This is a genomic window from Xaviernesmea rhizosphaerae (assembly GCF_001938945.1).
GTDB classification, from domain to species: Bacteria; Pseudomonadota; Alphaproteobacteria; order Rhizobiales; family Rhizobiaceae; genus Xaviernesmea; species Xaviernesmea rhizosphaerae.
In genome coordinates this window covers 145,455-158,045 of record NZ_MKIO01000029.1, presented here as the reverse complement: position 1 = coordinate 158,045, position 12,591 = coordinate 145,455, and the positions used below count along the sequence as shown (strand labels likewise).

10 protein-coding genes are annotated in these 12,591 nt (G+C 63.8%); 9 read left to right on the top strand and 1 reads right to left on the bottom strand.

The annotated features are described in order from the left end of the window. Window positions 1–262: 262 nt before the first annotated feature. A complete protein-coding gene (locus BJF92_RS11520) occupies window positions 263–688 on the top strand; it encodes a bleomycin resistance protein (RefSeq protein WP_078057987.1) in 426 nt (141 codons plus the stop codon). A gap of 77 nt (window positions 689–765) precedes the next feature. Here BJF92_RS11520 and parE read toward each other — a convergent pair whose 3' ends face one another. Beyond that, window positions 766–2,895: a DNA topoisomerase IV subunit B gene (gene parE / locus BJF92_RS11515; RefSeq protein WP_075634885.1), complete on the bottom strand. Its 2,130-nt coding sequence runs from the start codon at window positions 2,893–2,895 to the stop codon at window positions 766–768. 118 nt (window positions 2,896–3,013) lie between these two features. Here parE and BJF92_RS11510 point away from each other — a divergent pair, with 118 nt between their 5' ends. From BJF92_RS11510 to secG, 8 genes are all read left to right on the top strand, one after another. Beyond that, entirely contained in the window at window positions 3,014–3,898 is an 885-nt protein-coding gene (locus BJF92_RS11510) for an alpha/beta hydrolase (RefSeq protein ID WP_075634884.1), read from the top strand. A 566-nt stretch (window positions 3,899–4,464) separates the two neighbouring features. Next, the gene (locus BJF92_RS11505) at window positions 4,465–5,910 is read left to right on the top strand and encodes a UbiA family prenyltransferase (protein WP_075634883.1); all 1,446 of its coding nucleotides are present in this window, start codon (window positions 4,465–4,467) and stop codon (window positions 5,908–5,910) included. A gap of 10 nt (window positions 5,911–5,920) precedes the next feature. After that, window positions 5,921–7,234 (top strand): FAD-binding oxidoreductase, encoded by a 1,314-nt coding sequence (locus BJF92_RS11500; protein WP_075634882.1) that lies wholly within the window; start codon window positions 5,921–5,923, stop codon window positions 7,232–7,234. A gap of 254 nt (window positions 7,235–7,488) precedes the next feature. Next, entirely contained in the window at window positions 7,489–7,935 is a 447-nt protein-coding gene (locus BJF92_RS11495; protein WP_075634881.1) for a DMT family transporter, read from the top strand. Then, window positions 7,932–8,942 carry an NAD-dependent epimerase/dehydratase family protein gene (locus BJF92_RS11490; RefSeq protein WP_075634880.1) on the top strand — a complete coding sequence of 337 codons (1,011 nt, stop codon included), beginning with the start codon at window positions 7,932–7,934 and terminating at the stop codon, window positions 8,940–8,942. The genes BJF92_RS11495 and BJF92_RS11490 overlap by 4 nt, the downstream gene beginning before the upstream one ends. A 222-nt stretch (window positions 8,943–9,164) precedes the next feature. Then, window positions 9,165–10,544, top strand: coding sequence for an aspartate aminotransferase family protein (locus BJF92_RS11485; protein WP_245294739.1), 1,380 nt, complete (start codon window positions 9,165–9,167; stop codon window positions 10,542–10,544). A gap of 406 nt (window positions 10,545–10,950) precedes the next feature. Further along, a complete protein-coding gene (gene tpiA / locus BJF92_RS11480; RefSeq protein WP_075634878.1) occupies window positions 10,951–11,736 on the top strand; it encodes a triose-phosphate isomerase in 786 nt (261 codons plus the stop codon). Between the two features lie 192 nt (window positions 11,737–11,928). Further along, window positions 11,929–12,504 (top strand): preprotein translocase subunit SecG, encoded by a 576-nt coding sequence (secG, locus tag BJF92_RS11475; protein ID WP_075635033.1) that lies wholly within the window; start codon window positions 11,929–11,931, stop codon window positions 12,502–12,504. The last annotated feature ends 87 nt before the right edge of the window (window positions 12,505–12,591 follow it).

Sequence of the window (12,591 nt, the reverse complement as noted above, 5' to 3'; positions counted from 1 at the left end):
GGTTCTTGTTTCCGGTTCGCGAAGCGATCAGCCGGAAACCACATGACAGGTCTCAACAAGGCGCGGCGGCGGCACTCATGGAAGAGTGCGGGTCGATGCTCGGGCGCGGGATGCTGCGCCGGCTTCATCTCTGCGCCTCCCGGGCGCGGGCCGGCATGCGACGATAATCCAATGCAAGCAATCTTGTGCGTCTTGACCCTGTCATCCGGCCTTTAGAAGATGCGTGACACCCACCGACTCGCTAATCTGGAGACTGCCGCTTATGTCGAATGTGCTCGTGCCCGAGCTGAGCGTACGCGATTGGCGCGTGAGCTTGATGTTCTACCGTGATCTGCTGGGCTTCTCCTGTCGCTACATTCGCGCCGACGAAGGCTTCGCCTTTCTCGAGCGTGACGGGGCGCAGATCATGATTGACCAGATCGGCCTCGGACGGGATTTCGACAGCGGCATTCAGACCCTCGAGAGGCCTTTCGGCCGCGGCCTCAATCTTCAGATCCGCGTGGCCGCCCTCGATCGGATTCTTTCGGCGCTGACCCATGCCGGCGTCACGCTGCATCTGCCGCTCGAAGAGAAATGGTACGATGTGGGCGAGGGGCTGGAAAGCGGCAACCGGCAATTCGTGGTCGCCGACCCCGACGGCTATCTCCTGCGCTTTTACGAAGATCTGGGCGAGCGGCGGGTCCAGTAACAGGCTGCGCCGCAACCCGTTCTTTCGACTTCCCGGAAAACCAGTCCCCAGGGAGCAAGTCCCCGGCGACCCAGCCGTCAGATATCCAGATTGTCGGCGAAGGCTGCGCGCTCCTGGATGAAACGGAAGCGGGCATCCGCCTTGGTGCCCATCAGATTGTCGACGGCCTCGCGCGTGCCCTCGAAGTCCACCTCGTCGATCGCCACCTTTAGCAGCGTGCGGTGGGCCGGGTCCATGGTGGTTTCCTTGAGCTGGGCCGGCATCATCTCGCCCAGACCCTTGAATCGGCCGATATCGACCTTGGCCTTGCCCTTGAACTCGCGCTTCAGCAGTTCGACCCGGTGGGCGTCGTCGCGGGCATAGAGCGTCTTTGCCCCCTGCGTGATGCGGTAGAGCGGCGGCACGGCGAGATAGAGGTGGCCGCCACGCACCAGCTCCGGCATTTCCTGATAGAAGAAGGTGATGAGCAGCGAGGCGATGTGCGCGCCGTCGACATCCGCATCGGTCATGATGATCACGCGCTCGTAGCGCAGATCCTCCTGCCGGTATTTCGAGCGTGTGCCGCAGCCCAGCGCCTGCACGAGATCGGCAAGCTGCTGGTTGGCCGAGAGCTTTTCGCGCCCGGCGCTGGCCACGTTCAGGATCTTGCCGCGCAGGGGCAGGATGGCCTGGTTGGCGCGGTTGCGCGCCTGCTTGGCCGAGCCGCCGGCCGAATCGCCCTCGACCAGGAACAGTTCCGCGCCATCGGCCGTGTTCTGCGTGCAGTCCGCCAGCTTGCCCGGCAGGCGCAGCTTGCGCACCGCGCTCTTGCGGTTGACTTCCTTTTCCTTGCGCCGGCGCAGCCGCTCCTCGGCGCGCTCGATCACCCAATCCAGAAGCTTGGCGGCCTCGGCCGGATTGCCGGCAAGATAATGGTCGAACGGGTCGCGAATGGCGTTTTCGACGATGCGCTGGGCCTCGACGGTCGCCAGCTTGTCCTTGGTCTGGCCGACGAATTCCGGCTCGCGGATGAAGACGGAGAGCATGCCCACGGCCGAGATCATCACGTCGTCGGTGGTGATCGCCGCCGCACGCTTGTTCTGCGTCAGCTCGGCATAGGCCTTCAGCCCCTTGGTCAGCGCGATGCGGAAGCCCGCTTCGTGCGTGCCGCCTTCGGGCGTCGGGATGGTGTTGCAATAGGAATGCAGCTGCGGATCGCCGCCATACCAGGTCACCGCCCATTCCAGCGAGCCATGGCCGCCCGAACGCTCGGTCTTGCCGGAGAAGATCTCGCGGGTGACGGTGAATTCCTTGCCGAGCGTTGCCGCCAGATAATCCTTCAGGCCGCCGGGGAAATGGAACACCGCTTTTTCCGGAATGTCGGTGCCGGCAACCAGGCTCGCCTCGCAGGACCAGCGGATTTCCACGCCGCCGAACAGATAGGCCTTGGAGCGCGACATACGGAAGATGCGGCCGGGATCGAACTTCATCGCCGGCCCGAAGATCTGGGCATCCGGCCGGAAGCGCACGCGCGTGCCGCGCCGGTTCTGGACGTCGCCCAGCTCCTCCAGCCCGCCGAGCGGCAGGCCGCGCGAAAAGCGCTGGCGATAGAGCTTGCGGTTGCGCGCCACCTCGACCTCGACCAGATCCGACAGCGCATTGACCACCGAAATGCCGACGCCATGCAGGCCGCCGGAGGTCTCATAAGCCTTGCCGTCGAACTTCCCGCCGGCATGCAGCACGGTCATGATCACTTCGAGCGTCGACTTGCCGGGCGCCTGCGGATGGTTTTCCACGGGAATGCCGCGGCCATTGTCCGTGACCGTGAGGAAGCCTTCGGCATCCAGATGCACGTCGATGAAATTGGCGTGTCCCGCCACCGCCTCGTCCATCGAATTGTCGATGACTTCGGCGAAGAGATGGTGCAAAGCCTTCTCGTCGGTACCGCCGATATACATGCCCGGGCGCATGCGCACGGGCTCCAGCCCTTCCAGGACGCGGATGGCGGAGGCGTCATAGCTCTCGCCATCGGACCCCTTGACGGCAGGGGCCGCCGCAGCGGCTGGAAGGCCCGAAGGGACGGGCGATGCGACGGGCGGGGCGCGCTTTACCGCAGGCAGGGCGGCGGCTGCGGGCTCTTGCGCCGGCTGAGCGGCCGCCCTGGTCGCCGCCTTCGCGGCGCCTGCGGGCGGTGTCATGCTCGAGAAGAGGTCTTTGTCGTCGGCCATGGAACTCGTCGGTAATCGCTGGGGGATCGCGGGGATGATGATCGGGAAAAGGCGCCGCAAGTCTTGCGACGGACGGGTCGGAATGGCAAGACCCGGATCAAAAGAGGAACATTTCTTTATGTCCGTGTCCACAATTCCTGTTGGCGTCAAGCGCTTTCTCGCGGCACTGATGCTTTTCGGCAGCGCTCTGCCTGCCTCGGCCGAGCTGGTCGGCCCCTACAAGGATGCGCTTTTTGCCTATCCCGCGCTGGTCGAGTCGCAGGACAAGGGCGATTTCCGCGTGGTCGACTATCAGGAGCTGCGCGACATCAATGAGCGGGACGACATTCCCGAGCGGCGGGTAAAGCGGGCTTATGTCTCGCTCGGGGTGAAGAGCGAGCAGGCTTTCGAGAGCGTCGATGCCGGCGGGCGGTCGGTCGAGGTGCTGCGGGTGGGGGCTGCGCGCGGCGCCGCCTTCACCGTGATCTTCATCCATGGCCGGGGCGGCGACCGGCGGCTCGGCGCCAATGACTATACGTTTGGCGGCAATTTCAACCGGCTGAAGAACCTCGCCGTCAATGGCCGCGGCGTCTATTACGCCCCGACCGTGCGCTCCTTCGACGAGAACGGCGTGGCTGACGTGGCTGCGCTGATCCACCATGCCGCCACCCAGTCTCCGGGCCGGCCGGTCATTCTGGCCTGCGCCTCGATGGGCACCTTCATCTGCTGGGGCATCACTCGCGATCGCCAGGCGGTCGCCGATCTCCAGGGCATGATGATCTTGGCCGGCCCGGCCGATCCCGCCTTTCTCAAGAGTGCCGCGCATCAGGCGCGCCTGCCATTGTTCTTCAGCCATGGCAGCGCTGACAGCGTTTATCCGGCCGAGGCGCAGATCGCGCTCTATCGCCAGCTCAAGGCTGCCGGCTATCCCACCCGCTTTGTGCTTTTCCGTTCGGGCACGCATGGAACGCCCGTGCGCATGACCGACTGGCGCGAGACGCTGAACTGGTTCGACGCGCGATAGAGGCGTGCCTGCGCATAGCGACCGCTTCTCCCCTCGGCGCGGGAGAGGAGACCGGACAGCCCCGATGACAGGACAGCCTTGATCAATCGCGAAGGCGATCAGGACCTTGTCCGCCTTCGCGCTTTTGTCTTGGCACCAGATCCTCGTGGCAGGAAGGCCGGTGCTTCGCGCTAAACGTCCGGGTGATCCCCGTGCATCGGCCTGGATCGACGGTCGGCCCGGTGCCTGCTCGCGCAAACCTTCGTGTTTGCTTGTCGATCTCGCTTGTGCGACGAGCGGTCTCGATTAAACTTGAGCTTGCACGGTCCGCCACTGGGCCTTGTGGTTTTGGTCTTTTTTGGCGATCAGCCGTCGATGCGTTCCGGCGGGGTGCCTCAGCAGGACATGAACAGGATGGCAGACCAGGCTTCTCAAAGCCGCGACATGGGTCCGATCAGGCTTTGCTGCGCCGGCCGTCCCTTCGTTAACCATCCCCGCCGGTCGCGGGGTCGGCAAGCGCCCTCATTTGCATTTTGGAAAGCCCCTTGGCCGAAAGGTACGGCCTTATGTTAGCTGGGGCAGACAAAATGGATGTTCGCACCGAAGCGCGGCATATTCCGCTGTGTGTCGATCTCGACGGAACCTTGCTGGCCACCGACACGCTCTGGGAAGGCGTCGCGGTGGTTCTGATGCGCAATCCCTTTTTGATCTTCTCCCTTCTCCTTTGGGCCCTGCGGGGCAAGGGGCGCCTGAAGCACGAAGTCGCCGTGCGCACGGGGCGCGCCGCGAAGGACTGGCCCTATCGCGAGGTGGTGCTTCAGCGGCTGGAGCGCGAGCGGAAGGCGGGTCGGGAGATCGTGCTGGTCACCGGCGCCGCCGAGTGCATCGCGCAGGGCGTCGCCGCCCATACCGGCCTGTTCTCGTCCATTCTCCACTCGTCGACCGAACACAATCTCACCCACAACAACAAGCGCGATGCGCTGGTGGCACGCTATGGCGAGGCCGGCTTCGACTATATGGGCAACAGCGCCGACGATGTGCCGGTGTTCGAGGCCGCGCGCCGGGCCATCATCGTGGCGCCGGACCCCGTTGCCGAGCGCTGGTGGCGCAAGCATGATGCCGAACGGCTGGATACGGGCCCGACAAGCGCGATCGTGGCGCTGAAATGCATCCGCATGCATCAATGGGCCAAGAATGTGCTGATCGGCGTTCCCATGGTGCTCAATCACACCATCCTGCACATGGATGCGCTCATCAACACCGTTCTGGCCTTTTTCGCCTTCAGCTTCCTGGCATCGGCCGTCTACATCATCAACGACCTCTCGGACCTGACCAACGACCGTAATCATCCCAAAAAGCGCTATCGCCCGCTGGCGAGCGGGCAGATCTCCGTGCCGATCGCGCTGACTTTGGCGCTCAGTCTCGTGCTGGCCTCTCTCGGTCTGACGGCGCTTCTGCCGATCGAGTTCGCCGGCACGCTGGCGCTCTATGCGGTGGCGACGACGGCCTATACCTTCGTGCTGAAGCGCAAGCTTCTGGTCGATGTCTTCACGCTGGCCGGTCTCTACACCATGCGCATCGCCGCCGGTTCCGCCGCCACGCAGACCGACCTGTCCTTCTGGCTCCTGGCCTTCTCGATCTTTTTCTTCCTCAGCCTGGCGCTGGTGAAGCGCTATGTCGAGCTTCATGAACATATCGGCCGCGCGGATGACGAGCTGGTGCCCGGCCGCGGCTATCGCCCGGTCGATTTCGAAATGGTCGGCCAGGCCGGCGTCGCCTCCGCCTTCTCCTCCGCGCTGGTTCTGGCCATGTATGTGCACAGCAAGGAGATGATGGAGATGTATGCGCTGCCCTGGGCACTGTGGCCTCTGTGCCCGCTGGTGCTTTACATGCAGCTGCGCATCTGGATGATGGCGCGCCGGCGCATGCTGCATGAGGATCCCGTGGTCTTCATCATGCGCGACTGGCGCAGCCTGGTGATCATGTCGATCGGCGCCCTGCTGATTCTGGCCGGCGCCCTGGGGCCGCGATGAGGACGCTGACGTGAGCGCCGATTTCACCAGCTGGGGCCGGATCGATCCGCGCCTGCGCGCCTCCATCTCCGTCGATGCCTATGAGGAGGCGAGGCTAACGGCCGGGCGGGACGCCTTCCTGCCCTTCGGCAATGGCCGCTCCTACGGCGACAGCTGCCACAACGACCAGGGACGGCTGATCGATGTCAGGCCGCGCAGCCGCATCCTCGCCTTCGATCCCGGCACCGGTATCCTGCGCTGCGAGGCCGGCGTCACCCTGCGCCAAGTGCTGGAGCGGGCGGTGCCGCATCGCTTCTTCCTGCCGGTGACGCCGGGAACGGCCTTCGTCACCGTCGGTGGCGCGCTGGCCAATGATGTTCACGGCAAGAACCACCACAGCCGCGGCACCTTCGGCCGCCATGTGCTCTCCTTCACGTTGCTGCGGTCAGAAGGCGAGTCGCTTTCCTGCTCGCGACAGGACAATGCCGATCTCTTCCGCGCTACCATCGGCGGCATGGGCCTGACGGGACTGATCGGCGAGGTGGAACTCAGGCTGATGAAGGTGCCGTCGCCGCATGTGCAGCAGCATGCGATCCGCTTCGATCGGCTGGACGATTATTTCCGCATGATCGACCGGATCGATGGCGAGCACGAATATTCCGTCGCCTGGATCGACCAGCTCGCCGCCGGCCGGGCTGCCGGGCGCGGTATTCTGCTCGCGGGCGATCATGCCGATGGCGCCTGCGAATTTCCCGACGTTCCCAAGGGGCTGCGGCTGGCCGTGCCCTTCCGCCCGCCCGTGAGCCTTCTCAACCGGCTGACGCTCAAGGCCTTCAATCTCGCCTATTTCCGCAAGGAAAAGCCGGGCGAAACGGTGACCACGGTGAAATGGCCCGGCTATTTCTATCCGCTCGATGCCGTGCGCGACTGGAACAGGCTCTATGGCCCCCGCGGCCTCTATCAGCACCAGAGCGTCTATCCGCAAGCGCAGGCGCCTGAGATCACCGCGCGGCTGATGGAGACGGCGCGCAGGGCTGGGCATGGCTCGTTTCTGACCGTGCTCAAGCGCTTCGGTGACGAGCCGGCGCAGGGGCTCTTGTCTTTTGCCCGACCCGGCTTCACCCTGACGCTCGATTTCCCCAATCAGGGGGAGGCGACACTCAGGCTTCTCGACCGTCTCGACGAAATTGTGATGGCGGCCGGCGGGGCGGTGAACCCCTATAAGGACGCGCGGATGCGGCCGGATGTCTTCGCCGCCTCCTTCCCAGACTGGCGACAGCTGGAAGCGCTGCGCGATCCCGCGCTCGTCTCCGACTTCTGGCGCCGCACCGCGCTGCGCCTGTGACATTAAGCATATGATGCTGTCGAGCGCGCCGGTTCGATCGCAATGCTGTATAGAAATGCATCCTGACCGTGTAGCCGTTCCCGCGTGGCTGAGGCCGAAAGGGTTCCGGTCCGATGCCGATGGTCCGCCGGAAAACGATAAAGTGCTGCGATGTTGTTTAAGACCTGGTCAAGCCTGTCATCAAATTGAGAGCCGTGTTTACCGGGCTCTTCAGCTTTGATCTGTAGGACGATGCAAGAAAAAGAGGCGTGCCTATGAAATATATTCCCTTCATTCTCTTCACCGTTCTGACCAATGCGGCTGCGCAGCTGATGCTGAAGCAGGGAATGATCTCGCTCGGCCCCTTGAGTTTCACGGCGGAGACGGCCGTGGCGCGGATCTTCCAGATCCTGTTCAACCCTTGGGTCTTTGCCGGGCTCGTTACCTTCGCCATTTCCATGGCCTCGCATCTCTTCGTCCTGTCGAAGGTGGAGCTGTCCTTCGCCTATCCCTTCCTCAGCCTCGCTTATGTGGCGGTGGCGATCTTCGCCTATTTCGTCTTCCGCGAGGATCTCAATGCCTGGCGCATCGCCGGCATCGCCTTCATCTGCGTCGGCACCTTCTTCATCGCCCAGTCCGGCCGCTCGTCCGAGAGCCATGCGCCCGACGCCGCCGTTCAGGGCACCGCGACCAAGACCAAGGATATCAGGAGCGCAGCATGAACCACATCATCTTTGGCGGTGACGGATTCGTCGGCCGTCATCTGGCGGAAAAGCTGATTGCCGATGGCGAAAACGTCGTCATTGCCGATATCGTCAAGTCCGACCTGCCGCTCTACCAGCGCGCCCGCTATGTGCGCTGCGACGTCACCGATTTCGCCCAGGTCCAGGCCGTGGGCATCGCCCCTGACGACATGGTCTACAACATGGCGGCCAAGATGCTCTCGCCGCTGCAGGTGCGGGCCAAGCGCTGGGAGTTCTTCTGGCCGGTCAATTATTACGGCGCCGAGAATATCATGAAGGCGACGCATGAGGCCGGCTGCACCCGGCTGGTGCAGTTCACCACCGACATGATCTATGGCCATACGGTGCAATCGCCGCAGACCGAGGACCATCCGGCCGCGCCGCTCGGCGAATATGGCAAGTCGAAATGGGCGACGGAGCAGCTCGCCTTCGACTGGCGCAAGAAGGGGCTCAACATCACCATCTTCCGTCCGCGCCTGATCATCGGTCCGGGCCGGCTCGGCATTCTGGAAAAGCTGTTCAAGCTGATCGACGCCAACCTGCCGGTGCCGATGATCGGCTCCGGCAAGGTGCCGTATCAGTTCATCTCGGTGTTCGACTGCGCCGATGCCGCCTATCTCGGCTGGAAGGGCGGCGTGCCCAATGCCGAATACAATCTCGGCTCGGACAATCCGCCCTCGGTGCGCAAGCTGCTCGGCGATCTGATCAAGCACACCGGCTCGCGCTCGATCCTGGTGCCGACGCCGGCTTTCGCGGTGAAGAAGACGCTTGCCTTTTTCGACCTGATCAACCTGCCGATCATGGATCCCGAGCAATATCTGATCGCCGACGAGATGTGCGTGCGCGAGACCGGGCGGCTGAAGCGCGATCTGGGCTGGGCGCCGCGCTACCAGGACGGCGCCATGCTGATCGCCGCCTATGACGAATACCGCGCCAAGAAGGCCGGCCAGACACGCGCCTCCGGCGCCGCCGTCGCCGCCGAATAGAAAGCAAGGCCATCCGGCCGGCGTGGTGCGCGCCTGCCGGATGCGTGGGCACAGGAAAGACCGGGGCCGGTCGATCGAGCGGTCCCAAGAGCCGAACGAAGCCGAAGAGCCGAATACCGAGAGAGGAACGCTGCCATGCTCGATGCGCAGACCCGCCTTCACGACACGCCCGCCACGGGCGGCGCCGCGCCGGCCGCGCCCGCCATTCCGCATCCGCCGCTGATGACGGTGGCGGACGCCAAGGCCATGAGCGTGGCCGATATGAACAGCCTGTTCAAGGATCACATCAATCCCGGCCAGCTGCATTTCATGAAGCTGCTCGGCTTCAACAAGATCAAGGTCGAGCGTGCCGAAGGCATGTATTACATCGATCAGAACGGCCGGAAGATCCTCGATTTCTTCGGCGGCTTCGGCTCTCTCGCTGTCGGGCACAACCATCCCAGGCTGATCGCCCAGCGCAAGGCTTTCCAGGACGAGGGACGCCACGAGATTGCCATCGCCTTCATGTCGCAATATGCGGCGGCGCTGGCGAAGAACCTCGCGGCGATCTCTCCCGGCGATCTCGACATGGTCTTCCTCGGATCGACGGGGTCCGAGGCGATGGAAGCGGCGGTGAAGGTGGCCGAGCGCGCCGCCGGGCCGAAGCGCCCCAAGATCGTCTATGCCGAAAATTCCTTCCACGGGAAGACCAAGGGCGTGCTGTCGATCACCGATAGCCCGCTCTATCGCGGCGAGTTCCGCCTGGTCGACCGCACCGTGCGGGTACCCTTCGCCGACATCGATGCAATCCGCAACGCCTTCGAGAGCGATCCTGAGATCGGCGTGATCGTGCTCGAAACCATCCAGGGCGGCGGCGGCATCATCACCGCACCCCCGGAATTCTGGCAGGAGCTGCGCCGGCTCTGCGACAAGCATGGCGTAATCTGGGTCGCCGACGAGGTGCAGTGCGGCGTCGGCCGCTCGGGCCGCTTCTATGCCTTCGAGCATGCCGGCGTCGTGCCTGACGTGACCGCGCTGGCCAAATCGCTCGGCGGCGGCAAGACGGCGATGGCGGCCATGATTGCCCGGCGCGAAATCTATATGAAGGCCTATGGCTCGCCGAAGACGGCAATGATCCACGCCCAGGCCACCTTCGGCGGCATCGGCGAGGCCTGCATCACCGCGATCGAAGCGCTGAACATTCTCTATGACGAGAAGCTGATCGAAAACTCGGCTGTCCAGGGCGCCTATCTTCTGGAGCGCTTGCAGGGACTGCAGGCGAAATATCCGAAGATCATCAAGGAAGTGCGCGGGCAGGGGCTGATGATCGGCCTGGAGTTCCATGATTTCAGCCAGACGCTGCCGCTGGTGCTGCGCCCTGTTGTCTCCATGCTCGACGACAAGCTCAAGGGTTCGCTCTCCGGCTTCATCGGCGCGCTGCTCCTACGCGACTATGCCACGCTCGTGGCCTTCACCGAATATAACCGCAACGTCATTCGGCTCGAGCCGCCGCTCATCTGCGGCCGCGAGCACGTCGATCAGTTCGTCGAGGCGCTGGACGATCTGCTCAACCGGGGCATCATCCGCATTGTCAAGGATTTCGTCGGTTCGCAGATCGGCTGAGACCCCCAGGCCCCAGACAGGCACGTCACGCGGATCGAAGAGGATCCTGGCGGGCTTGTGACGGGCCGGATTTTGCATCGCATAAAGGGAGGGGAAGGGGCTGCTGCCTTCGCGCAGCGGCCCCTTTCTGTTTCACCAAAAGTAAATCGATTAGCCGCGCTCTTAAATCGATTTATTAGGAGGTCGCGATTGAATTAATCGATTAGTATTTCTTTTGAATGCAAGCTTTCCGCAAGAATGAAACGTTTTAAAGAATAGATTAGGTCGTTTGTTCGATCCCATCAGGCTATTTTGCATTGCAAAATAGGAGGGACTGGATTTCCGCTTTGCAGAAATATGACTTCCGCTGACAAAATTCATCTGTTAGACCCCCTTGGGGACAGGGCAAACTGACAGGAGAGAGTGAATGACACCTGATGTGCGACCGCTGGTGGCGGGTAACTGGAAGATGAACGGGCTGCGCGCCGCGCTGGACGAGATCAAGCAGATCGCCGATGGTGTCGACGGCTCGCTTTCCGAGAAGGTCGAGACTGTTCTTTGCCCGCCGTCCACGCTGCTTTACGTCGCCACCGCGCTGGCCGAGGACTCACCGCTGCAGATTGGCGCGCAGGATTGCCATCACCACAATAGCGGCGCCTATACCGGCGACATCTCCGCCGAGATGATTGCCGATCTTTTCGCCTCCCACGTCATCGTCGGCCATTCGGAACGGCGCAAGGACCATGCCGAAAGCGACGCGCTCGTCTGCGCCAAGGCGGAAGCGGCGCTCAATGTCGGCCTCCAGGCCATCATCTGCGTCGGCGAGACCCAGGCCGAGCGCGACGACGGCCAGACGCTGGAAGTGCTCGCCCGCCAGATCGAGGGCTCCGTGCCTGAGGGCGCCCGTGCCGAGAACACCATCATTGCCTACGAACCCGTCTGGGCGATCGGCACAGGGCTGACGCCGACCACGGGTGACATCGCCATTGCCCATGAATTCCTGCGCGCCCGGTTGAAGGAGCGGCTGGGGGACGAGGGTGCGCGCATGCGCATTCTCTATGGCGGCTCGGTCAAGCCGAGCAATGCCCGCGAGATCGTCGCCATTGCGCATGTGGACGGCGTGCTGGTGGGCGGCGCCAGCTTGAAGGCGACCGACTTCCTCGCCATCTACGGGGCTTATGAAGGCCTGCTAGATCTCGAGGCAGCCGCCTGAGCCATCGCGCCTGGCGGTTCCGCCAAACGGCGTCCGTCAAGCCTTGAGGCCCGTCGCCAGAGGGGCGACGGGCCTTTGGCATGACGATATGCAGGACCAATGACCCTAGAGGGCTTGGAAAGGGCGGCTCCATGGTATATTGAGCCGCCCGATGATTGATGTTTGGCCGAAGGGCCGGGATTCTGGAAGAACATGCAGACCATCTTGCTCGTGATCTATCTCATGGTCGTGCTGGCGCTGATCGGCGTCGTGCTGATCCAGCGCTCTGAGGGCGGCGGCCTGGGCATAGGCGGGGGCTCCGGCTTCATGTCCGCCCGCGGCACGGCCAATGCGCTGACCCGCACCACGGCGATCCTGGCGGCGCTGTTCTTCGTTCTGGCGCTGGCCATGGGCATTCTCGCGCGCTACCAGCCGACGGCCACCGACGTTCTCGACCGGATCCCCGGCACGACCGGAACCGGCAACGGCGTTCTCGATTCGCTCGGCCCGAGCGGCCAGGCACCGGCCGGGCAAGCACCTGCAAGTCAGGCACCCGCAGGCGTCGCCCCGGCACAGCCGTCCAATGGCGTTCCGCAGGGGGATGCACCGGCCGCGCCTGCCCAGTCGTCGTCGCCAGCGTCTTCGGCTCCAGCGTCTTCGGCTCCTGCGCCCTCTGCGCCTGCAGCCTCCGCGCCGGCCGAGACCAGCCCGGCCGCGCCGGCGACCAACAACGCTCCGGCGGCTCCGGCCGCCAACCCGCCGGCTTCCGGCGTGCCCAGCGGGCAGTAAGGCTGATGGCCTGATGAACCGACCGGCGGGACGCGCAAGTGCCCGCCGGTTTTCTTTTGTGGTGAGCTTTCCCTCCGGCTTAGGCGC

Excerpts from the sequence above, each read along its gene's own strand:
- BJF92_RS11520 (WP_078057987.1), top strand. The coding sequence starts at position 263 with ATGTCGAATGTGCTCGTGCCCGAGCTGAGCGTACGCGATTGGCGCGTG.
- parE (WP_075634885.1), bottom strand. The coding sequence starts at position 2,895 with ATGGCCGACGACAAAGACCTCTTCTCGAGCATGACACCGCCCGCAGGC.
- BJF92_RS11510 (WP_075634884.1), top strand. The coding sequence starts at position 3,014 with ATGTCCGTGTCCACAATTCCTGTTGGCGTCAAGCGCTTTCTCGCGGCA.
- BJF92_RS11505 (WP_075634883.1), top strand. The coding sequence starts at position 4,465 with ATGGATGTTCGCACCGAAGCGCGGCATATTCCGCTGTGTGTCGATCTC.
- BJF92_RS11495 (WP_075634881.1), top strand. The coding sequence starts at position 7,489 with ATGAAATATATTCCCTTCATTCTCTTCACCGTTCTGACCAATGCGGCT.
- BJF92_RS11490 (WP_075634880.1), top strand. The coding sequence starts at position 7,932 with ATGAACCACATCATCTTTGGCGGTGACGGATTCGTCGGCCGTCATCTG.
- BJF92_RS11485 (WP_245294739.1), top strand. The coding sequence starts at position 9,165 with ATGACGGTGGCGGACGCCAAGGCCATGAGCGTGGCCGATATGAACAGC.
- tpiA (WP_075634878.1), top strand. The coding sequence starts at position 10,951 with ATGACACCTGATGTGCGACCGCTGGTGGCGGGTAACTGGAAGATGAAC.
- secG (WP_075635033.1), top strand. The coding sequence starts at position 11,929 with ATGCAGACCATCTTGCTCGTGATCTATCTCATGGTCGTGCTGGCGCTG.